17 protein-coding genes are annotated in these 24526 nt (G+C 41.3%); 6 read left to right on the forward strand and 11 right to left on the reverse strand.

Features of this window, described 5'->3' with window-relative positions:
* Positions 1 to 88: 88 nt before the first annotated feature.
* Positions 89 to 946 (forward strand): envelope biogenesis factor ElyC, encoded by an 858-nt coding sequence (elyC, locus tag Xvie_RS15925; protein WP_086110166.1) that lies wholly within the window; start codon positions 89 to 91, stop codon positions 944 to 946.
* 116 nt (positions 947 to 1062) lie between these two features.
* On the opposite strand, the gene kdsB is transcribed toward elyC, so the two are convergent.
* The 10 genes from kdsB to serC form a co-directional block, all read right to left on the reverse strand.
* A complete protein-coding gene (gene kdsB / locus Xvie_RS15930) occupies positions 1063 to 1812 on the reverse strand; it encodes a 3-deoxy-manno-octulosonate cytidylyltransferase (protein WP_086110167.1) in 750 nt (249 codons plus the stop codon).
* Between the two features lie 3 nt (positions 1813 to 1815).
* A complete protein-coding gene (locus tag Xvie_RS15935) occupies positions 1816 to 1995 on the reverse strand; it encodes a Trm112 family protein (RefSeq protein WP_086110168.1) in 180 nt (59 codons plus the stop codon).
* A gap of 128 nt (positions 1996 to 2123) precedes the next feature.
* A complete protein-coding gene (gene lpxK, locus Xvie_RS15940) occupies positions 2124 to 3119 on the reverse strand; it encodes a tetraacyldisaccharide 4'-kinase (RefSeq protein ID WP_086110169.1) in 996 nt (331 codons plus the stop codon).
* On the reverse strand, positions 3116 to 4864 hold the full coding sequence (msbA, locus tag Xvie_RS15945; RefSeq protein ID WP_086110170.1) for a lipid A ABC transporter ATP-binding protein/permease MsbA: 1749 nt from the start codon (positions 4862 to 4864) through the stop codon (positions 3116 to 3118). The genes lpxK and msbA overlap by 4 nt, the downstream gene beginning before the upstream one ends.
* Positions 4865 to 4899: 35 nt before the next feature.
* A complete protein-coding gene (locus tag Xvie_RS15950) occupies positions 4900 to 7245 on the reverse strand; it encodes a ComEC family protein (RefSeq protein WP_086110171.1) in 2346 nt (781 codons plus the stop codon).
* Between the two features lie 221 nt (positions 7246 to 7466).
* Positions 7467 to 7757 (reverse strand): integration host factor subunit beta, encoded by a 291-nt coding sequence (gene ihfB / locus Xvie_RS15955; RefSeq protein WP_086110172.1) that lies wholly within the window; start codon positions 7755 to 7757, stop codon positions 7467 to 7469.
* A 72-nt stretch (positions 7758 to 7829) separates the two neighbouring features.
* Entirely contained in the window at positions 7830 to 9503 is a 1674-nt protein-coding gene (rpsA, locus tag Xvie_RS15960) for a 30S ribosomal protein S1 (RefSeq protein WP_086110173.1), read from the reverse strand.
* Between the two features lie 193 nt (positions 9504 to 9696).
* Positions 9697 to 10383 (reverse strand): (d)CMP kinase, encoded by a 687-nt coding sequence (gene cmk / locus Xvie_RS15965; protein WP_086110174.1) that lies wholly within the window; start codon positions 10381 to 10383, stop codon positions 9697 to 9699.
* A gap of 207 nt (positions 10384 to 10590) precedes the next feature.
* The gene (gene aroA / locus Xvie_RS15970) at positions 10591 to 11883 is read right to left on the reverse strand and encodes a 3-phosphoshikimate 1-carboxyvinyltransferase (protein WP_167376288.1); all 1293 of its coding nucleotides are present in this window, start codon (positions 11881 to 11883) and stop codon (positions 10591 to 10593) included.
* A 105-nt stretch (positions 11884 to 11988) separates the two neighbouring features.
* The gene (serC, locus tag Xvie_RS15975) at positions 11989 to 13077 is read right to left on the reverse strand and encodes a 3-phosphoserine/phosphohydroxythreonine transaminase (protein ID WP_086110176.1); all 1089 of its coding nucleotides are present in this window, start codon (positions 13075 to 13077) and stop codon (positions 11989 to 11991) included.
* Positions 13078 to 13592: 515 nt separating this feature from the next.
* Here serC and Xvie_RS15980 point away from each other — a divergent pair.
* Positions 13593 to 16649, forward strand: a complete 3057-nt coding sequence (locus Xvie_RS15980; RefSeq protein ID WP_086110177.1) for a non-ribosomal peptide synthetase — start codon at positions 13593 to 13595, stop codon at positions 16647 to 16649.
* Positions 16650 to 16716: 67 nt separating this feature from the next.
* Here Xvie_RS15980 and ansB read toward each other — a convergent pair whose 3' ends face one another.
* The gene (ansB, locus tag Xvie_RS15985; protein ID WP_086110178.1) at positions 16717 to 17760 is read right to left on the reverse strand and encodes an L-asparaginase 2; all 1044 of its coding nucleotides are present in this window, start codon (positions 17758 to 17760) and stop codon (positions 16717 to 16719) included.
* Between the two features lie 148 nt (positions 17761 to 17908).
* Between ansB and ycaO the strand changes: the two genes are divergently transcribed.
* The 4 genes from ycaO to pflA all read left to right on the forward strand — a co-directional run bounded on the left by ycaO (position 17909) and on the right by pflA (position 24217).
* Entirely contained in the window at positions 17909 to 19672 is a 1764-nt protein-coding gene (ycaO, locus tag Xvie_RS15990; protein WP_086110179.1) for a 30S ribosomal protein S12 methylthiotransferase accessory factor YcaO, read from the forward strand.
* Between the two features lie 342 nt (positions 19673 to 20014).
* Positions 20015 to 20872 carry a formate transporter FocA gene (focA, locus tag Xvie_RS15995; protein ID WP_086110180.1) on the forward strand — a complete coding sequence of 286 codons (858 nt, stop codon included), beginning with the start codon at positions 20015 to 20017 and terminating at the stop codon, positions 20870 to 20872.
* A 54-nt stretch (positions 20873 to 20926) separates the two neighbouring features.
* Positions 20927 to 23209: a formate C-acetyltransferase gene (gene pflB / locus Xvie_RS16000; RefSeq protein ID WP_086110181.1), complete on the forward strand. Its 2283-nt coding sequence runs from the start codon at positions 20927 to 20929 to the stop codon at positions 23207 to 23209.
* A 267-nt stretch (positions 23210 to 23476) separates the two neighbouring features.
* On the forward strand, positions 23477 to 24217 hold the full coding sequence (gene pflA, locus Xvie_RS16005; protein WP_086110182.1) for a pyruvate formate lyase 1-activating protein: 741 nt from the start codon (positions 23477 to 23479) through the stop codon (positions 24215 to 24217).
* Positions 24218 to 24526: the final 309 nt, after the last annotated feature.

The following is a 24526-nucleotide window of genomic DNA, read 5'->3' on the forward strand; positions in this document are numbered from 1 at the left end:
ATTTTGGCACAATAATCATTTAATTAACTACTTTTAGCCTTAAATTCGCCCCTGTGCGATTACAATTCAACCAAACCAAGGCCAATCAATGTTATTTCTATTAAAAAAATATATCGGCTCGCTATTAATGCCTTTGCCGTTGATCATTATTGTCTCTTTTGCAGCGCTACTATTACTGTGGTTTACCCGCTGGCAAAGAACAGGAAAAACCATTTTATCACTCAGTTGGCTTGCATTGCTTTTATTTAGTTTACAACCTATCGCGGATAAACTCTTACTTCCTGTCGAGGGGAAATATATTCAGCGCTATGAGCCAGATACTACATTTGTAACTTCCGAGCCTATAACACCAAAATCTAAAATTCCCGTAAAATACATTGTGGTTCTCGGAGGTGGTTTTACTTATAACCCCCAATGGGCCCCCAGCGCCAATCTTATCAGCAATAGCTTACCCAGAGTGGCTGAAGGTATTAGGTTGTATCACCTTAACCCCGGCACTAAAATGATTTTCACCGGAGGTAAAGGCGTTAATGCAGTTAGCAGTGCCGAAGTTGCTGCTATGGTAGCACAATCTATGGGAATTCCTGTAGAAGACACAATAGCATTAAAAAAACCCTTGGACACAGAAGAAGAAGCTGTTGAAGTTGAAAAAATAGTCGGACAACAGCCGTTTATTCTCGTTACTTCTGCCAATCATATGGAAAGGGCACTCAAGTTTTTTGAACAACGAGATCTACATCCAATTGCAGGCCCAGCTAATCAATTAGCTGTAACAACACCTTTATATCCGTGGGAAAAATATATTCCTTCTTCCTACTATTTATCACACACAGAACGTGCTTGGTATGAAACTTTAGGGAGTATTTGGCAAGTTATTAAGCCTGCAAATAAGGATATAAGAACCGAAAAACCAGAAGATTCTCAACAAAAAAGTGATAAGAAATAACACCAGACTGTAAAGGAAAAAGCGGAAGAAGAGAGAAGAAAAAAGAGAATGCCGTAATGTAATACCGCATTCTCTTTTAAATCACACTCGATTGGTATTCATATAAGATAAGAAGATCAACGTGCTACAAAAGCTTTTCTGGCGGCTTCCAGATCTTCCAGTGTATCAACACCTGCACCGGGTGCTTGCAGCGCTTTTGCTACATGAATTTTTTCACCGTACCAAAGCACTCTTAATTGTTCGAGCATTTCAATACTTTCCAATGGACTTGGAGCCCACTGAACATAGCGCCGAATAAACCCTGCTCGATAGGCATAAATTCCAATATGACGTAGGAAATTGTCTCCAATAATTTCTTTTGACTGCATAAAGCGATCACGTTCCCACGGGATCGTGGCGCGAGAAAAATAGAGTGCATAACCTTTCGAATCCATAACGACTTTGACCGCATTAGGATTGAATGCTTCTTCCGCATCTTGGATCTGCACGGCAAGGGTTGCCATCCCAGCATCACTGCCAGCTAAATTATCGGCCACTTGCTTAATGATCTGTTCTGGAATAAGGGGTTCATCACCCTGAACATTCACAATAATTTCATCATCAGCAAATTGGTATTTATTGATAACCTCAGCCAAACGCTCTGTGCCTGAATGGTGATTTTCACTTGTCATACAAGCCTCACCACCTGCGGCAGTCACTGCATCAAAAACGTCTTGATTGTCTGTCGCCACAATAACCCGCTCAGCACCAGAACGGACAGCACGCTCCATCACGCGCACAATCATTGGTTTGCCATGAATATCGGCCAGTGGTTTTCCCGGTAAACGCGTTGAGGCAAAACGTGCTGGAATGATAACGGTAAACATAAGTTATTTGTTTTCCTCTGTAGGCAAGACACGTGCTTCATTCTCTAGCAACACAGGAATACCATCACGGAAAGGAAAAGCGAGGCGATCAAGTTTGCAAATCAGTTCAAAGTTTTCTTTATCATAACTGAGCTTGCCATGACATACCGGACAAGCAATGATTTCGAGTAAACGGTGATCCATATATCCCCCAAGTAACGGGTTTTAAATTTAATGCGGCTCAGAATACCACAAGCCATGTATTACCGTTAACTTTGTTGCTTTGTTTAATTTTCCTTATTTTGTTTTATATAGCGAGAACTAACCCCATATTATTGGTGAGTGTTTAATTCTGAAAGCAAGGCACAGATATCGTTTAAAATTTTTTGCCCTTTTTCCTCTGGCAAGTTCGCGTGTACAGGTAAATACCACCAGTTAGGTTGTGCAAATTGGAAACATTTGACCGCATCTTTTTCTGTCATCAATAAATTTTGATCGCTATTTGCCAAAGCCAATAGTTGGGATTTTTCGTAAGACTGATGATCAGCAAAGGCATGTGTTTTCTGTAAGTTAGCCCCTAATTGCTGCAATGTCGCGAAAAAACGCGGTGGGTGACCAATCCCTGCCATAGCGATACTGTTGGGAATATCAGTGACTTTTCGTGTTTCCCCAGTCAGCAAGTTAACCGCCCAATCGCCCTTTAGGGTCATTGGCAATTCACCTGCTTCCGGTGTTCCGCCATTGACAATGATCGTGTTAACGCTATTCAAGCGCCCAGCCAGCTCTCGCATAGGCCCGGCAGGCAACCAACAGCCATTTCCAAAACGACGAATGCCATCAATCACCACAATCTCATAGTCACGTTGTAAGGCATAATGTTGAAGGCCGTCATCTGTAATTACGATATCAACCGGAGCGTGTGCCAATAATGCTTTAATAGCTTCAGCCCGTTTTGGTGCCACCGCAACAGGTGCACCAGTACGGCGACGAATTAAAACAGGTTCATCTCCTGCTTGCGCCGTTGTTACTTCCTTTGTAACTAATAACGGATAATGTTCCGACTTCCCACCATAACCGCGCGAAACAACGCCAACCCGATAGCCTTTTTGCTGCAACTGCTCAACCAGCCAAATAACAACAGGGGTTTTACCATTTCCGCCCGCTGTCAAATTACCGACCACAACAACAGGCACAGGTGCTTTCCAAGAACGACTCAATCCTAGTTTATAGCTTAAACGACGTAAGCCACTAATCAGCCCATAAAGGGCTGATAGTGGTAATAATACGATGTAAAGCCATGAGTGGCCTGACCATATACGTTCAATCATTGACCAAACTGCATCCTGTGTAGCTGTGCATATGCTCCCTCGTGTTCCAACAGAGTGACATGATTCCCCCTTTCTATGATATTTCCATCTTCAATGACGATAATTTCATCGGCATTTTCAATAGTAGAAAGACGGTGAGCAATAACTAATGAAGTTCTGTTTTTTTGCAATTCATCTAGTGCGGCCTGAATTGCACGTTCAGATTCCGTATCCAATGCAGAAGTTGCTTCATCCAAAATTAGAATCGGAGAATCACGCAACAAAGCACGGGCAATAGCAATGCGCTGACGCTGCCCTCCGGAAAGCAAAACGCCATTTTCACCAATCATGGTATCAAGACCGTTATCCAACTTTTTGATAAAGTCCATTGCATAAGCCATTTCTGCTGCTCGCTCTATCTCCTCACGACTAAATTGTCCTTCGCTGGCGTAAGCAATGTTATTGGCAACCGTATCATTGAATAAATGCACATTTTGCGACACTAACGCAATCTGGTTACGCAGGGAAGCCAACGTATATTCACGCAAGTCATGGCCATCCAGTATTATCCCACCTTTATTTACGTCATAAAAACGCGTAAGGAGATTAGCTATCGTCGATTTACCTGATCCTGATCGCCCAACCAATGCAATAGTTTTGCCCTCTGGAATCGTCATTGAAATATTTTTCAATGCAGGAAGCTCTTTGGTTGGATAACAGAAAGTAACATCACGGAATTCAATATTTCCTTTTGCCTTTTTTACTTCCAATTTACCGTCGTCTTTTTCCTGCTCCATATCCAAAATAGCAAATAAGGTCTGGCAGGCAGCCATACCACGTTGGAATTGAGCGTTTACATTGGTCAGAGATTTCAATGGACGCATCAGGGCAATCATGGATGAAAATACAACGGTGATCTTCCCGGCGGTTAAAGCACCCATAATTTCAGGGAAACTGGCCGCATACAGGATAAATGCCAGTGCAAAAGAAGCAATAAGCTGAATAATCGGATCTGAAATAGAATCAGCAGAAACCATTTTCATACCCTGCTGACGCATATGGTTACTGACTTTATTGAAACGTTTGGTTTCAACTTTTTGTCCACCAAAGATTAAAACTTCTTTATGACCTTTCAACATCTGTTCAGCACTGGTTGTCACCATCCCCATGCTGCTCTGCATATTTTTACTGATATTACGAAAACGCACGGAAACAAGGCGAATAACACCCGCAACTATTGGTGCAATTACAATCAAAATAAGGGAAAGTTCCCAACTGTAATAGAACATCAGTATAAACAGGCCAATAATTGATGCTCCTTCCCTAACAACCGTCACTAATGCGCCGGATGAAGAAGAAGCAACCTGTTCTGAATCGTATGTAATACGAGAAAGTAAAGTTCCCGTGGACTGCTGGTCAAAAAAGGAAACAGGCATCCCCATCATATGGTTGAACAAACGACGACGCATCTGCATAACCACTTTGCCTGATACCCAAGAGATACAATAACTTGATATAAAGCCAGATATGCCACGCAACAACATCAACCCGATAACAACCAGTGGCATCCACTTCAATACGCTAATGTCCGCCTTGCCAAACCCTTCATCAAGCAAAGGTTTCAACAAGGAAAGCATCAATGTATCACCGGCAGCATTAATAACTAGCGCAACCGCCGCAACTAACAGGCCGACTTTAAAAGGAGTAATGTTCGGCCACAAACGGCGAAAGGTCTGCCAAGTAGAAAGGTCTTTATCATTCATTATTGAGTTACCAAAACCAAAAGAAATAGCGAGTCATTCTACTCATGATCGCCACGAATACCAAACCACTGATGATACCACCGTGGCATTATTTGTTGTCGATAACCTTTTAATTTAATGTGATCGCGATAAAAATAGCCTGTTATCTGACCAGATACTGCTGTACTATGCCACTTAACTCCAACATTTTTATAACGTTGTTTCACTTTTATTGAAGGCAGTCTCCACGGGCTATAGCGTGCTACTGAAGCCAAAGCATATTGAGGCATAACTCGACGTATAAATACCGAAGTTGAAGAAGTGTTACTCCCATGATGAGGTACTTGCAGTATTGTTGCATTCAGATGATTCTTCTCAAGCTCCAATAAGTGATATTCGCCCCGCTTCTCCAAATCCCCCGTTAATAATAGACTGTGCTTGCCATCATCAATACGGATCACACAAGATTGGTTATTTCCAACAATAACTGCCTTTTCAGGTGGCCAAAGAACTTTAAAACTCAACCCTTGCCACATCCATTGCTCGCCACGAACACAAGGTAAGTGAGCATGATTTAATGAAGGGCTTCTAATTTGGATATCTGGGTATTTTTCATTTATATGCATCATCCCTCCCGTATGATCCAAATGATCATGGCTAAGGATTATCTGTTCTGGCACTAATCGATGCCAACGCAAGTAAGGTTCAATGACTTTTTCTGCCATACTGCCTGTTTCCCAGCGATTTCCTGTATCAAAAACAATGGCTTTTCCTCCCTTATCAATCACCACCGCTAATCCATGCCCCACATCCAGCATTGAAAAACGCCATTGATAATCATTGGAGCGCTTTGAATAACACACAATGATGACAACGCAAATTCCCAACAGCCATTTATAAGATTTCCACCAACCTAAACGCCAAATCACAACCAAAAACCATCCGGTTAATGTAATAATGATTGGGTAATGTCCTGTTTCAATCCATGAATGCGTCAAGGCAGATAAAGGTGCCAATGCAAATAAAACGCTGTAATCAACAAGTTGCCATAAAAATGGTTGGATAACCGGAAGAAAGATACAAACTATCCCCAACATCACTAACGGCACAGATAAAAAAGAGACGATCGGAACAGCCCATAGATTAGCTACTAATGAGGCAATATTAATTCCTTGAAATAATAAAAGCTGCAATGGTAATAACATTAACATCATACCCAATTGCATATGCAATCCACGCAGCCCTATCCATTGCCAACCGTGGCGTATTTTTTCTGGCAAAGGCATCCAATAAAACCAAAATAGCAGTGCTATAACTGCAGTAAATGAGAGCCAGAAGCTATCAGAAAGTATTGCCAACGGGTCGAAAAGTAAAATAATTGCAGCACTCCATAAAGCCCATTGCCATGAAAAACAAAGTCTGCTTTTACATCGTAAATAAATCCATAAGGTAAGTCCCAATATTGCCCGAACAGCCGGCACTCCCCAACCAGATAACCATCCATACAATATTGCAGTTAACCAGCCCATAATTAATGGGAAACGAAATTCAATCCATTTTGCAGGAAAAAAGAATTGCACTATTCTCGCAAAACTCCAGCCAAATAAGCTGGCCATGGTGATATGTAGTCCCGAAATAGCCATCAGATGAGCAATCCCTGTTTGCTGTAATAGCAAACGAGTAGATTTATCCAGCCATGCCCTTTCGCCAAATGCAAGAGCTAAAGCAACACCAGCCTGTTTTAGTGACTGAATTTCTGGCAACAATTTATTAATAATATCTTGTCGCAGGTTACAATTTTTATTGAGCGGTTTTTCCTGAATAATTTTTCCGTTTAACGACTGACGTATAGAAAGTAAATATCGCTGGCTATCATAACTACCATGATTTAATTGAGTATGGACAGGTCTCAGTTTCATGGTCACCTGCCATTTCTGACCAGCACACAAGTATTCCTGAGAGTTCCATGATACCGATGCGTATAAGGCAGGAAAAATATGTGTCCCATCACTCTCAATCAGCTTAATACGGTAACGCGTCTTTTTATCATTGTTCTCCGTTTTATCTTCCAATGATACGCTATCAATCATAACAATTGCGGTACGGGAAGTTTCGCTGAAATAAGTTATTTGCGCCAATATTTGATGGCCATGCCAGCATCCGAAGATAAATGCCCATAATCCCAATGATACTAGTCGTATGATTTTATAAGGAAAAAACAATAAGAAAAATGCAAGAAAAATCAAGTATTGAATAGTTTTTTGTTGAGGAAGTTCAGCGAGGAATAATAAGGGAATAATTCCCAATACAATGGCTAATGCAGCCAAATTTAGACTGATAATAGGCTTCAGTTTTCGCCAAATAATGAATAAATAAGTAAAGGGAAAAAATATTATGGGCTGCATCCGTTATGCCTCTATGCTGACATTCCATTCACGCAAGAAAGCCTATTACATAATAGTCCCGACTGCCAGTCAGAGAAATTCTACTGTGGAATCATTTCACAAATTAATTTTCAAACAGAAGAAACAATTCTCAAAATAATACAATTATCATCACAAAAATCAGATATACAAAAAACGGCACCCTAAGGTGCCGTTAGTTTAATTAAGTAATAACTAATATCTTAGCTATTGCCATAGATATTTACGCGATCGCGTAACTCTTTGCCAGGTTTAAAGTGAGGAACGTGTTTACCGTCCAATTCCACTTTATCACCCGTTTTGGGGTTACGACCCACACGCGGAGCCCGGTAGTGAAGAGAAAAGCTGCCGAATCCGCGAACTTCAATACGTTCACCTGCAGCTAGTGTTTCTGCCATATGATCAAGCATTTCTTTCACTGCATCTTCAACGACTTTAGCCGACATGTGAGATTGTTGCTCTGTAAGTCTTTCGATTAATTCAGACTTGGTCATGGTACCTCCCTAAACTACCGTATTCGGGTAATATTCTCATTACAGAGAATATTACCCGAGTTATGACTTAAATTATTCGCCTTTAGCTGCTTTGAAAGCTTCAGCCATTGCGTTGTTAGCAAAGTTTGAGTCTTCTTGTTTGTTCACAGAAGCGATAGCGTCTTTTTCATCAGCTTCATCTTTTGCACGAACAGACAGGTTGATTATGCGGTTTTTGCGATCAACGCCAACATATTTAGCTTCAACTTCATCGCCAACGTTCAGAACTTGAGTTGCATCTTCAATGCGGTCACGAGAAGCTTCTGATGCACGCATGTAACCTTCAACGCCGGCAGCTAATTCAACTGTAGCACCTTTTGCGTCAACTGCAGTAACTTTACCAGTAACAATTGTACCTTTCTTGTTTACAGACAGGTAATTGTTGAATGGATCTTCTGCCAGTTGTTTGATGCCCAGAGAGATACGCTCACGTTCTGCATCTACTTGCAGAACTACAGCTGCGATTTCGTCGCCTTTCTTGTATTCACGAACTGCTTCTTCGCCTGTAACGTTCCAGGAAATATCAGACAGATGAACCAGGCCATCGATGCCGCCGTCCAGACCGATGAAGATACCGAAGTCAGTGATAGACTTGATCTTACCTTCAACGCGGTCGTTTTTGTTGTGAGTCTCAGCAAATTGCTGCCAAGGATTAGATTTACACTGCTTCAGACCCAAGGAGATACGACGACGTTCTTCGTCGATATCCAGAACCATAACTTCCACAACATCGCCAACGTTAACAACTTTGGATGGGTGGATGTTTTTGTTGGTCCAATCCATTTCTGAAACGTGTACCAGACCTTCAACGCCTTCTTCGATTTCAACGAAGCAACCGTAATCAGTCAGATTAGTTACGCGACCAGTCAGTTTAGTACTTTCTGGATAACGTTTAGCGATTGCTACCCATGGATCTTCACCCAGTTGTTTCAGACCCAGAGATACGCGGGTACGCTCACGGTCGAATTTCAGTACCTTAACTGTGATTTCATCGCCCACATTGACGATTTCGCTTGGATGTTTAACACGTTTCCACGCCATATCAGTAATGTGCAGCAGGCCATCAACGCCGCCCAGATCAACGAATGCACCGTAGTCAGTCAGGTTCTTAACGATACCTTTAACTTCCATACCTTCTTGCAGGTTTTCCAGCAGCTGATCGCGCTCTGCGCTGTTTTCAGATTCGATAACAGCACGACGGGAAACAACTACGTTGTTGCGTTTCTGATCCAGCTTGATGACTTTGAACTCAAGCTCTTTGCCTTCAAGGTGAGCTGTATCACGAACTGGACGAACGTCAACCAATGAACCAGGCAAGAACGCACGGATACCGTTCAGTTCTACAGTGAAGCCGCCTTTTACTTTGCCATTGATAACGCCAGTGACAGTTTCAGCTTCTTCGTATGCTTTTTCCAGCATCAGCCATGCTTCGTGACGTTTCGCTTTCTCACGGGACAGGATAGTTTCACCGAAACCATCTTCTACCGCATCCAGAGCTACGTCGATTTCATCGCCAACTTGGATTTCCAGCTCGCCTTGAGCATTTTTGAATTGTTCTACAGGAATTGCAGATTCTGATTTCAGACCTGCATCAACCAATACAACGTCTTTATCGATAGCAACCACGACACCACGAACGATGGCGCCTGGACGAGTTTCGATAACCTGTAGGGATTCTTCAAAGAGTTGAGCAAAAGATTCTGTCATGTTAATGATCTTCAAGGTTTTTAATTAACGTCCATTTAGCATCCAGCCGAATGGGGTTGTTTTACATACCTCACAACTTTTCCTTGTTATAAGGTGTTTTGGTGTATCAGCATATTTATCTACCAATACACCAGAATTCTATATACATCTTCTTGATGCGCTTCTGCAATAGTGTATTTGCGAAAATTAACGATTATGCGGGTATTTCCAGCACGTTTTTCGCATAAGCCAGTGCTTTATTAATCACTTCTTCGATAGACATGCTGGTCGAATCCAAGATCAATGCAGCTTGTGCAGGCACTAAAGGCGCAACTGCCCGATTGCGGTCTCGGAAGTCCCGCTCCTGTATTTCGGACAAAAGGCGGTCAAAGCTAACACTAAAACCATTCTCCTGCAACTGTAACATGCGTCTGCGGGCACGTTCTTCCGCACTTGCATCGAGAAATATTTTTACTGGCGCGTCAGGAAACACAACTGTTCCCATGTCACGACCGTCCGCTATCAGCCCTGGGGCAATGCGGAAAGCTCTCTGCCGACGTAAGAGCGCTTCACGGACGCGTGGAAATGTCGCGGTCTGTGAAGCCGTGTTTCCAACAGTTTCGGTACGAATTTCATTGCTGACATCTTCGCCTTCCAGAATGACCCGAAGTTTACCATTTGCAGGCACAAAACGAACATCCAGATTTGCGGCCAGAGGAACCAGAGCGTCTTCAGACTGGATATCCACCTGATGGTGAATGGCAGCCAGTGCCAATACCCGATAAATAGCACCTGAATCAAGTAATTGCCAATCTAACGCTTCAGCCAACGCCTGACATAGTGTTCCTTTGCCAGCACCACTTGGCCCATCAACGGTTATTACTGGGGCTATCACCGCCATCATTCTCCTCCTCTTCGCGTAACATTCGTATAGCAGACAGGTCATTTACCGAATGCAAAAAATTGCTTAATCAGCAAGCAACAAAAATCTGCCTTATTATACGCGCTCAGCAGGTGAGAGAAACAGGCTCAGCACAATTATCACAAAATTTCATAACGAGTCATTCTTTCACCATGATTTTCCCTTTGAAAGCTCATTTAGTTATATCTATTTTGTATATTGGCTGAGTTTTTCAAGCTGGCTGAAATAATCCGGGAATGTTTTTGCTGTACAACCTGGATCAAGAATGGTGACCGGGGTATCCGATAAAGCCACCAGCGAGAAACACATCGCAATTCGGTGATCATTATAAGTTTCAATTTCAGCATGATTGAGTTTTTCGGGTGGAGAAACACGAATATAGTCATACCCTTCTTCCACTTCGGCACCTATTTTTCGTAATTCAGTCGCCATTGCATTGAGTCGGTCTGTTTCCTTTACCCGCCAATTATAGATATTGCGAATAACTGTTTCTCCCTGTGCGAACAGCGCAGTGGTCGCAATAGTCATTGCAGCATCAGGAATCGCGTTCATATCCATATCAACGCCTGTCAATGTACCTCGTTCGCACTCGACAAAATCATCTCCCCAACAAATAGTCGCCCCCATCTGTTCCAGCACATTGGCAAATTTGGTATCTCCTTGCAGGCTGTTTCTGCCAATACCCGTGACACGAACTGTTCCGCCTTTAACTGCTGCCGCTGCTAAAAAATAAGATGCCGATGAAGCATCACCTTCCACCAAATACTGTCCCGGAGATAAATATTGCTGCTGCCCTTTAATGTGAAAAGCCTGATATTGCTCATTGTTTACCGTTACACCAAAACTTTTCATCAGTGCTAATGTAATATCAATATAAGGTTTAGAAACTAAATCGCCTTGTATATGAATTTCCGTATCGTTTGCTGCCAATGGCGCTGCCATCAATAAAGCTGTCAAGAATTGGCTGGAAACACTACCGTCAACGGTAACTTTTCCGCCTGAAAATTCACCCTTGATATGTAAAGGCGGATAATTTTCCTGTTCAAGATAATCAATTTCTGCTCCCCCTTGACGCAGTGCATCGACCAAATGACCAATCGGACGCTCTTTCATACGAGGTTCACCGGTCAACACCACGCTCATATCACCCTCTCCCAAACATAGCGCTGCTGCCAATGGACGCATTGCTGTACCTGCGTTACCCAGAAATAGCTCGATTCCGCTTTTTCCGGTAATGCGGCCTCCAATACCATCTACTTCACAGATAGTACGATCAGCAGATAGACGATAGGTAATACCCAAAGCAGCCAATGCATTAAGCATGTAACGAATATCATCGCTGTCCAATAAATTGGTTAGCCGAGTAGTTCCTTTAGCAAAAGCAGCAAGTAACAAAGCGCGGTTAGAAACGCTTTTAGAACCAGGTAAATTAATCGTTCCATTAATACGGGAAATAGGTTGTAAAGTCAGGGATTGCATAATAGAGAGGAGTCTCCGGTTTTTAAATTGGGATATATTTTTAACTTTTAGGATAAATCGAGGATTTTGAGATCGGGAGGTGTTATCTCTCCCGACGATAAAAAATTAAGCGTTACGACATTCAAAATCAGCCATAAATTCAACCAATGTTTTTACCCCCTCATAAGGCATGGCGTTATAAATGGAAGCACGAGCCCCCCCCGCCACTTTGTGCCCTTTCAACGCATGCAGCCCATGCGCATAGGCTTCTTCCAGAAACTGACCATCTAACATTGGGTTAGCCAGTTGGAATGGTACGTTCATGATAGAACGATTTTGAGGGGCAACACGGTTGATATACAACTTGCTGCCATCAATGGCACGATAAAGATGTTCAGCTTTTGCAAGATTGCGTTTGCTGATTTCTTGTAATCCCCCCTGCTCTTTCAACCATTTGAACACCATGCCAGATAGATACCATGCAAATGTCGGTGGAGTGTTGTACATAGAGTCATATTGAACCTGCACAGTATAATCCAGGATCGATGGTGTATGCTGGTGTGCTTTACCCAAAAGATCTTCACGAATAATGACGACTGTAATCCCTGCTGGCCCAATATTTTTTTGTGCTCCAGCATAGATAACACCATAACGGCTAACATCAATGGGTGCAGAGAGAATAGTTGAAGAGTAATCGGCAATCACAATCTTATCATCACCAAAATCAGGTTCTTCAAGAATAGCAATACCTTCAATAGTTTCATTAGGGCAATAATGGACATAAGCTGCATCACTGCTCAAGCCCCATTCATTCATTGGTTTCACACTGGTTATGCCATCTGTTTCTACTCTGATATCAATGACATTTGGTGTGCAATATTTTTCTGCTTCTTTCGCTGCACATTCAGACCAGTAACCGCTAACGATATAATCTGCTGTCGATTTATCACCCAATAAATTCTGTGGCAATGCCGAAAATTGTGCACGGGCTCCACCGTGACAAAACAGCACCTTGTAATTCTCAGGTATCGATAATAAATCTCGGAGATCTTTTTCTGCTTCTGTCGCAACAGCAACGAATTCTTTGCTACGGTGGCTGATTTCCATCACTGATGTCCCCAAACCGTGCCAGTTGCAAAGTTCCTGCTCTGCCCGTCGTAATACTTCCGCTGGCAACATGGCTGGACCAGCGCTGAAATTATATACCTGACTCATTAACCTCAACCTCACCCTATCAATGGATACAATAAAATCGGATGCATTGGTTTTATCACTCCCGCCCTGCCGCTGCAATGGTTATTAAAAGATTGTTGCAAACTATTGTTACAGCCTATTGCATCTCTGGCAGATAGATTGTGTTACCGGGAACTTCATTATCAAAAATACCAATAAGAAAGTCAGGATGATATTTTTTATCCTATACATAATATTTAAAATACATCTTAATAATAATCGACACCCATCAAAATAAATACATGAATATTTCGCTCCAATAAAGTCATGAAAAACAACATCCTAACATCGAATATATTAATTAATATAAAAGGCATTAGTTAACACAAGGGATGCCATTACCTTAAGGAATGAATTAACCGCTTAATATATGAGATACTCTTTTAAATCTGCAATGAAGATAACTTTTTCTAATTGTCGTAACAGAAAATAGAAGTTTCCCATAAATATTATTATTGGTCTCACCAATATTTTACTGACGTAATAAGGATATGTTGATGATTAAAAGAATCACTCCTGATTTCCAGCAATTAGAACAAAAAGCAAAAAATTCCACTAACTATGATTTAATTGATATTTTTATACAGAAAGCTAAAAAATATCCTGAACATCACGCAATCATTACTGAAGAAAGTACTGTCAGCTATCGAAAACTCACTCAGCAGGCGCAGTCACTGGCTGTTCATTTACATAAAATGGGCATACAACATGAAACTCCCGTGGCTATTTTATTGGAGCCGGGAATTGAGCAAATTATTGCCCAAATCGCTATCTTACTGGTGGGGGGAAGCTGCGTTCCACTCGATCCCACAATGCCTGATGACAGGCTATGTTTTATGTTACAGGATTTACAAATAAACCTGACACTAACAATTCCTCAGTTTCAAGAACGCGCCTTGCCCACAAACTTTATCATTATTAATCAAGATGTATTGGAATCACCAGAGACGATTCACTTTCCTTTGGTTCATGGCGGGAAGAATCATCGAACTCATATTTTATTTACTTCAGGAACAACCGGAAGGCCCAAAGCAGTTGAAATTGAAGCTCGAGGTATCCTTCGTCTCGTTGTTAATCCTACTTATGCAGATTTAAGCAGCACTGATAAAATAGCTTGTATTGCCAATCCTACATTTGATGTCTCTCTATTTGAAATTTGGGGAGCATTATTAAATGGAGCTTCCATAGTTATTATTCCGAGAAAAACGGTTGTCGATCCCTATCTGTTTCAAGCAATGTTAGAAAAATTCTCAGTCAGTTTTATGCTTATTACTACAGCTTTATTCAATTTGGTCGCCAATACCTGCCCTCAAGCATTCCGTGGTTTACGCTATCTCATTCCCGGTGGAGAGGCACTAAACCCTTATACCTTGCGTCAAGTTTTGCAATCTGCTCCACCACAACATCTAATAAACGGTTATGGACCAACTGAAAGTACCGTTATGTCTTTACTCTATGAAATTACACTGGATACACTGACAGAAGAAAATATACCCATTGGAAAACCAATTGCTAATAGTGAAATTTATATTTTGGATGATCAACAACAGATTGTTGCGCCGGGTCAAATCGGCGAAATCTGTCTTGGTGGGGAAGGATTGGCTCGCGGCTATTGGAATCGCCCAGAAATAAACGCTCAGCGTTTCATTATGGTTGATATTGAAAACAATAATGAATTAAAAAGGATATACCGCACTGGTGATTTAGGCTGGCAGCGTTCTGATGGTGTTTTTATGTATGCCGGGCGAGTAGATAATCAAATAAAAATACGTGGTTATCGCATTGAAATTGAAGAGATAGAAACTCAGCTACTAAAAAGCCAGTTATTGATATCAACAGCTGTATGTGTAGTAAAAAAAGAAAATATAGAACCTTATTTAATTGCTTTTGTCGTTCCTAAAGATTTAAATACTTTTTCAACACAAACGTTAAACCAATGGATTAACCTCTATTTACCAGATTATATGCTGCCCAGACTTGTTGTTGTCGAGCATATCCCTCTCACCTTCAACGGAAAAACAGATAGGCCGCGCTTACTAGCAAAGTATGCGGAGAATCAAAAACAACAGCAACTATCTCAGTCAAATACAAAAATGAGTGAAGAAGAATCAACTATTTTAAATATTTGGCGGCAGGCCTTAGATTCTTATGATATTACTCTAGATAGCAATTTCTTCCAGCTGGGAGGAAATTCATTACAGGCAACCAGACTCATTATTGACATTGGACGCCAGTTTCAACGTAGTTTACCGGTACAGCTCTTGTACGACTCTCCTACACCACGAAAATTAATAGAAAATCTCCAACAAAATAAGCTAGAAACCGCTGATTTATGCAATATTATGCTCAAAGATAGTTTACTTCCTTCCAATATTCAGCCCTTGTCTCAACCACTCCAGCCGTGGTTAACACCTAATACAGGACGAGTGTTATTAACTGGAGCAACCGGATTTCTAGGGGCTTTCCTTCTACGTGATCTTTTGTCACAAACCGAGATTAATCAGGTAACGTGTTTAGCACGTGCACACAATAATGATACAGCTTTGCTGAGAGTTAAAAATAATTTGAAGCAATATGATCTGTGGAAAGATGAATTCCTCTCTAAATTACAAGTTTTTGCCAGTGATATTGAAAAACCTCAGCTAGCACTTAGCCAACAGATTTATGAAAAATTATCAGTAGAATGTGATGTGATTTTTCATTTGGCTGCCCATGTAAATTATATCCAACCTTATTCATCCCATTATTCTGGAAATATTTTAGGAACATTGAATGTATTAAACTTTGCCGTCAGTAAAAAAATAAAACCTTTGCATTATGTATCCACTCTTTCTGTTTTTGGTCCAGCACAACTCTGCTCATCTGTAACCAGAATTTATGAGGATGATGACATCATGCCTTATTTGGATGGCCTGAAATATGATTCAGGTTACTCACAAAGCCAATGGGTTGTTGAGCGGATAATATGGCAAGCCAGAGACAGAGGGATACCTATTGCTGTATATAGACCCGGTTTTATCATGGGGGATAGTTTGACAGGAGCAAGTAACCCTAAAGACTTTATATCTAGATTAGTTCAAGGCTGTATAAATATAGGCGCTTATCCGCTATTAATTAATCAACGACAAGAATTCGTACCCGTAAACTATGTCAGCCAAGCCTTGCTTAATATTTCTATGGATAACCAAAAATTAGGCAAAGCTTACCATCTGGGAACTCCTAACAATCAACAATCCGTCGATATGAATTCGTTTTTTGAGCTAATTAATCAATTTGGTTATCAACTTAAAGGATTACCTTATTCTGAATGGCTGAATAAGTTAGAATCAGATCCAAAACTGACAGAAAATCCATTAATGCCATTGTTGCCTATGTTATCCGAAAAAATTTATGGGCAACTTACCCGATGGGAAGTATACGAAAATATGCCTGTTTATGACGCAAAAAATACAGAATCTGCTTTAATGGGAAAATACGATTTCTATTTACCTATGGATAAACATTTATTAGAACGTTATCTCTCTTACTGGATACAAACTGGTTGTATAGCTTAATTAAATGATTTTTTTCTCAAAAAATAGGGGGTGCATAAAGCACCTTCCTATTTTTATAATTCAGGCATTAATACTTACTGAACATTTCCTGAATTTTTGCCACATCAGAAGTCTGCGTCAGAGCTAATTGCAGAAGAACGCGAGCTTTCTGTGGGTTCAAACGCTCTGATGCCACAAATCCATATTTGCTGTCGTTAACTTCAGCATTTTGGGTTGTGTAGCCAAAAGGAATACGGCTGGAGCGAACAACAACAACGTCATCTTTAGCGGCTTGAGCCAATGTATCAAAAATGGATTTATAGATATTACCGTTACCTACACCTGCGCTGATAATGCCTTTATAGCCGTTTTCAATGAAAGCTTTTGCTGGCAGATCAGATGCGTTGGAATAATTGTAAACGATGCCAACTTTTGGCAATTGATCCAATTTACTAACATCAAAAACTGCTTTACTGGCTTTTACTGATGACGAAGAATAATAGTTCACTTTGCCGTTGTGAACGAAGCCTTGTGCACCAGAATTCACAGCTTGAAACGCCTGAACTGAAGTTGTGCTCAGCTTACCAATATCACGGCCATGAATAACGGCATCATTCATCGCAAGCAAGACACCACGGTTTGCAGAGTTTTTATCAGCAGCAACAACAACAGCATTGTACAAATTCAATGGGCCATCAGCACCCAGAGCAGTAGACGGGCGCATTGCACCAACCATCACGACAGGTTTCTGGCACTGAGTGGTCAGATCGAGGAAATAAGCAGTTTCTTCCATAGTATCAGTACCGTGGGTGATAACGAAACCGTCGGTTTTGTCACAATCTGCATTGATTTTTTTCGCCAGAGTCAGCCACACTTGATCGTTCATATCCTGAGATCCGATGCTGACAACCTGCTCGCCTTTCAAATCAGCAATATTCTTAATTGCTGGTACAGCATTCAGCAGTGCATCAACACCCACTTGACCCGCAGTATAATTAGATTGAGTTGCAGATTCACCCCCGCCAGCAATTGTGCCCCCGGTTGCCAAAACAGTAATGCTTGGCAAAGCAAAAGCAGAACCACTGACCAAAGCCAGAAAACTGGCTATTGCTGTTATTTTAGTCTTTTTCATTATTCAACCTCTTGTAAAAAAAGCTATTTTATTATGTAACCTAAAAATAAATAAACTCTAATTAACAATAATTTTTGGGAACTAATAGAGCGGATGAAAAAAACACCGTATGATATACGGCCTTTAACATAAATTGAAGTGAATCACGATGACGCAAACCTATATCCCGGGCAAAGACGCCGCGTTGGAAGACTCCATTAATCGTTTTCAGCATAAGCTGGAATCTCTTGGTTTTAATATTGAAGAAGCCTCATGGCTGAATCCTGTTCCGAATGTTTGGTCAGTACATATCCGCGATCGTGATTGCCCGCTGTGCTTTACCAATGGCAAGGGTGCCAGCAAAAAAGCTGCGTTGGCTTCCGCATTGGGAGAATATTTTGAGCGTCTATCAACAAACTATTTCTTTGCTGATTTTTACCTCGGTAATACCATTGCCAATGGCGAGTTTGTTCATTACCCAAATGAAAAATGGTTCCCATTACCAGAAGATGATTCTCTGCCAGAAGGCATTTTAGACGAACGTCTGCATCGTTTTTACAACCCAGATAATGCGCTCTGCGGTAGCCAGTTAGTTGACCTGCAATCTGGTAATGAAGGACGGGGAATCTGTGCCCTGCCATTCACTCGCCAGTCAGATAACCAATCTATTTATATCCCAATGAATATTGTCGGAAACCTGTATGTTTCAAACGGCATGTCAGCCGGCAATACCATGAACGAAGCACGCGTTCAGGGATTATCTGAAGTGTTTGAACGATATGTGAAAAATCGCATTATCGCAGAATGCATCAGCTTGCCTGAAATTCCACAAGACATTATGAATCGCTATCCAAGCGTGGTTGAATCAGTCAATAAATTGCAGGAAGAAGGCTTCCCACTCTATTGCTACGATGCTTCACTTGGTGGACAGTTCCCAGTCATTTGCGTCGTCCTGTTCAATCCTAATAATGGCACTTGCTTTGCTTCTTTTGGCGCTCATCCTGATTTTGGTGTTGCGCTGGAGCGTACAGTTACAGAGCTGTTACAAGGCCGTAGTCTGAAAGATCTGGACGTCTTTACTCCACCAAGTTTCGATGACGAGGAAGTTTCTGAGCATACTAATCTGGAAACTCACTTTATTGATTCAAGCGGTGCAATCAGTTGGGATCTGTTTAAGCAAGACGCTGACTATAAGTTTGCTGACTGGAATTTTAGTGGAACAACAGAAGAAGAATTCGCCACCCTGATGGGAATCTTCAATCAACTGGATGCTGAAGTTTACATTGCTGATTATGAGCATCTTAGTGTCTATGCCTGCCGTATTCTTGTTCCCGGTATGTCAGATATTTATCCGGTAGAAGACCTGCATATTGCCAATAACACTATGGGCACTCATCTGCGTGATACCATTCTGGCATTGCCGGAAAGTCAATGGCAACCAGAAGAGTATCTGGCTTTCCTTGAACAGTTGGATGATGAAGGTTTGGATGACTTCACTCGTGTCCGTGAATTATTGGGGATTGCAGCGGGTAAAGATAACGGTTGGAGCAATCTGCGTATCGGTGAATTGAAATCCATGCTGGCATTGGCTGGTAACGATTTGGAACAAGCACTGATTTGGGTTGAATGGACACAGGATTTCAACGCCTCTGTTTTCACTGCTGAACGCGCTAACTATTATCGCTGTCTGCAAACACTGTTGCTATTGACCCAAGAAGAAGATCGCAAACCAGAGCAATATTATCAGGCATTTGTAAAAATGTACGGTCAAGACACTGTCGATGCTGCTTCTTCAGCTATTGCCGGAGAAAACTGCTTCTATGGTCTATGGTCTATTGATTCGGAATTAAAAACATTGCCAGCCCATCAAGCATTATTGAATGCTTATGAGAAACTGCAAAAAGCCAAACATAAATTTTGGTCCGATAAATAAGCTATTAAGTTAAAGTTCATTAATCAAAAGTAAAATTCAGGTTAAATATAATTTGTTTTTAAATAGCAAATAAATAACAATTTAACCTGTTGTTTTACTTTTAGCTTCCAAGATACAAAAATCATATCTGAAACACTAAATTCCCTTATATAAAATATTTTTATAAATTTTAAAAAATATTTTCTTCTTATAAATCAATTTATTAAAATTGAATTACCATATTTAGACAGTCATATTTCATCAGACTTTCAATCTAACATGATCCATATCAAATTCAGGCCTATGTCCGTTTGTTACTATCAATGCGTGCTATAATTAATTAAGGATAAAGAGAGTGTTAGGATGAAAACTGACAACCCTTTTAATTTATTTTCACCTGCTGTAATGGCACAAATCGCTGATGATAGTGGTGTATATAAAGTTAATAAACATCTCGCAGTGACTTATTTATCGGCAATCATGGCAGGTATGTTTATTTCCATTGCTTTTGTCTTTTATATTACGGCAACAACAGGAACCTCTTCCATCCCTTATGGATTGGCCAAACTAACTGGCGGGCTCTGTTTTTCCCTTGGTTTGATGTTAGTGGTGGTATGTGGTGTCGACCTCTTCACTTCCACAGTATTGACAATTATTTCAAAAGCGACAGGACGCATTACTTGGCCTCAAATGTTTAAAAATTGGATTAACGTTTATATCGGTAATCTGATTGGTGCTCTGTTTTTCGTGGCCTTGATTTGGTATTCCGGCCAATATGCTGTTGCTAATGGCGCTTGGGGTCTGAATGTATTACAGACAGCAAACCACAAAATGCACCATTCTTTTATTGAAGCGATATGTCTGGGCATTTTAGCGAATATGATGGTATGCCTTGCTGTCTGGATGAGTTATGCCGGGCGCAGTCTGATCGATAAATTATTCGCATTGATACTGCCAATTGGTATGTTTGTCGCCAGTGGCTTTGAACATAGTATCGCTAACATGTTTCTAATTCCGTTTGGGATCGTTATCAAAAATTTCGCACCAGATGAGTTTTGGGTGAAAGTGGGAGCAAGCCCTGAACAGTTTTCTCAACTCAACATTTCAAACTTTATTACCGACAACCTGATTCCGGTAACGATGGGGAATATTATTGGTGGTTCGGTATTGGTTGGGTTAGCTTATTGGTTGATTTATTTACGTGGTGGTAAAAAACACTAATCCACCGCCACGTCAGATTTCTTAAAAGTTCCACTGTTAAAAGGTAGAAGTATCATGTCCGAGTTAAACAAAAAATTTTCTGTAGCATGGCAAGGTTTTAACGAGGGTAGCTGGCGGAATGAAGTCAACGTTCGTGATTTCATCCAGAAAAATTATACCCCATACGAAGGTGATGAATCATTCCTTTCAGGTGCCACAAAAGCAACAGATATTTTGTGGGAAAAAGTCATGGAAGGTATCAAAATCGAAAACCGCACTCATGCGCCGGTAGATTTTGATACTGACGTTGCGTCTACAATTACCTCTCATGATGCTGGTTATATTGAAAAAGATCTGGAACAAATCGTTGGCCTACAAACCGAAGCGCCTCTGAAACGTGCCATTATTCCATTTGGTGGCATTAAAATGGTTGAAGGTTCTTGTAAAGCCTACAATCGTGATTTGGATCCAAAACTGAAACAAATTTTCACTGAATATCGCAAGACTCATAATCAGGGAGTATTCGATGTTTATACACCTGATATCCTGAAATGCCGTAAATCTGGTGTATTGACTGGTCTGCCTGATGCCTACGGTCGTGGCCGAATCATTGGCGATTATCGTCGCGTAGCATTGTACGGCATCAACTTCCTGCGGGATGAAAAATTTGCCCAATTCACTTCCTTACAGGAAAAATTGGAAAACGGCGAAGATTTGGAATCTACTATCCGCCTACGCGAAGAACTTGCTGAACAGCACAGTGCTCTTGGTCAAATCAAAGAGATGGCCGCTAAATATGGCTATGATATTTCCGATCCTGCTACCAATGCCAAAGAAGCCGTGCAATGGACTTATTTCGCTTATCTGGCTGCCGTTAAATCTCAAAACGGTGCTGCGATGTCCTTCGGTCGTGTTGCCAGCTTCTTGGATATCTATATCGAACGCGATATTCAAGCAGGTAAATTGACCGAACAACAAGCTCAAGAGCTAATTGACCATTTGGTCATGAAACTGCGCATGGTGCGTTTCCTGCGGACTCCTGAGTATGACGAGCTATTCTCAGGTGACCCGATTTGGGCAACCGAATCACTGGCTGGTATGGGCTTGGATGGCCGTACTCTTGTAACCAAAAACAGCTTCCGTTTCCTGAATACACTATATACCATGGGGCCATCCCCAGAGCCTAACATGACCATCCTGTGGTCTGAAAAGCTGCCAATTAACTTTAAAAAATTCGCAGCAAAAGTATCAATTGATACCTCATCCCTGCAATATGAAAATGATGATCTGATGCGTCCTGATTTCAACAGTGATGATTATGCTATCGCATGTTGTGTCAGCCCAATGATTGTTGGTAAACAAATGCAGTTCTTCGGTGCCCGTGCAAATTTGGCAAAAACCATGCTGTATGCCATTAATGGTGGTGTGGATGAAAAAATGAAAATTCAGGTCGGCCCGAAAGAAGATCCAATGAGAGACAACGTACTGGATTATGACAAAGTCATGGATCGCATGGACCACTTCATGGATTGGCTGGCAAAACAATATGTCACTGCCCTGAACATCATCCATTACATGCATGACAAATACAGCTATGAAGCATCATTGATGGCGCTACATGATCGTGATGTGTTCCGTACCATGGCATGTGGTATCGCAGGTCTGTCCGTTGCTGCCGACTCATTGTCTGCCATTAAATATGCGAAAGTTTCCCCAATCCGTGATGAAGATGGTTTGGCCATTGATTTCAATATTGAAGGTGAATACCCACAATTTGGTAACAACGATCCACGTGTCGATGATATCGCTTGTGATCTGGTTGAACGCTTCATGAAGAAAATCCAGAAACTGCAAACATATCGTAACGCAGTTCCAACACAGTCTGTACTGACCATTACCTCAAACGTGGTTTATGGTAAGAAAACCGGTAATACCCCTGATGGACGCCGTGCTGGTGCACCATTTGGTCCTGGTGCTAACCCAATGCACGGACGTGACCAAAAGGGGGCAGTTGCTTCATTAACTTCGGTTGCTAAACTGCCATTTGCCTACGCTAAAGATGGTATTTCATACACTTTCTCTATCGTGCCTAATGCATTGGGTAAAGACGATGAAGTACGTAAAGCAAATCTGGCGGGTCTGATGGATGGCTATTTCCATCACGAAGTAGATATCGAGGGTGGTCAGCATCTGAACGTTAACGTGATGAACCGCGAAATGCTGCTGGATGCAATGGAAAATCCTGAGAAATACCCACAGTTGACTATTCGCGTATCAGGTTATGCTGTGCGGTTTAACTCGTTGACTAAAGAACAGCAACGAGACGTCATCACCCGTACATTTACCCAAACTATGTAATAGTAAAATACCAAAAATAATTACTTGAAATAGCGTTACCTCAAAATGTCATTATGTTCTATACCTAATGGATTTCAAGGTGCATCGCGGCAGCAAGGGAACGAATCCCCCGGGAGCATAGATAACTATGTGACCGGGGTGAGTGAGCGCAGCCAACAAAGAAGCAACTTGAAAGACGAAGGGTATATTGAAATAAAATGACATACACTAAAGGTCCCGTAACACTTGGGGCCTTTATTAGCTTGTCAGTTTTGGAGAAGTCCTTTCATGTCCGTACTTGGCCGTATCCACTCATTTGAATCTTGCGGAACCGTAGATGGTCCAGGTATCCGCTTTATCGCATTTTTCCAAGGTTGCCTCATGCGCTGCCTCTATTGCCATAACCGCGATACTTGGGATACCCATGGTGGAAAAACGGTGACAGTTGAAGAATTAATAAAAGAAGCAACAGCCTATCGTCATTTTATGAATGCTTCGGGTGGCGGAGTCACTGCTTCCGGTGGTGAAGCAATTCTTCAGGCGGAATTTGTTCGTGACTGGTTCAGGGCTTGCCATGATGAAGGCATTCATACCTGTCTGGATACCAATGGCTTTGTTCGCCGTTACGATCCGGTTATCGATGAACTATTGGATGCTACTGATCTGGTTATGCTGGATTTAAAACAGCTTAATGATGATATTCATCAAAAATTGGTCGGCGTATCCAATCATCGCACGCTCGAATTTGCTCGTTATCTGGCAAAGCGCAATCAAAAAACATGGATTCGCTATGTTGTCGTACCAGGATGGTCAGACGACGATAATTCTGTCCATATGCTTGGTGAGTTCACTAATGATATGAAGAATATTGAAAAAATTGAATTATTACCTTATCACGAACTTGGCAAGCATAAGTGGGTTACTATGGGTGAAGAATATAAGCTGGAAGGGGTAAAGCTGCCATCTAAAGAGACAATGGAGAGAGTAAAAGGAATTTTAAACAGCTACGGGCATAATGTGATTTATTAGATGCATTCCCCTTTCTCTTTTCCAACGACCAAATTGGTAACGTAGTCTGTAATTTTTAAGAGAAACTGGCTCTCTCAACCATTTGAGGTCAGTTTTCTTTGAAAGTATTTTAATCCAATCTGCTACTTGCAACCATTATATTGGTAAATTCTTAAACTCCTTTACGTTCTGCTTCATAACTGATAGTAATATGTACCATTAGATATAATATATACCCGTCGTAATTGAAGATGCTTGATTTTTCATTCATATCAGCGCAGGATCGCGCCCATGAAAATTAATCTGACAGATGCCCAAAAAAAAGCCCTC

Origin of the sequence: Xenorhabdus vietnamensis (assembly GCF_002127535.1) — a bacterium.
Taxonomy (GTDB): domain Bacteria; phylum Pseudomonadota; class Gammaproteobacteria; order Enterobacterales; family Enterobacteriaceae; genus Xenorhabdus; species Xenorhabdus vietnamensis.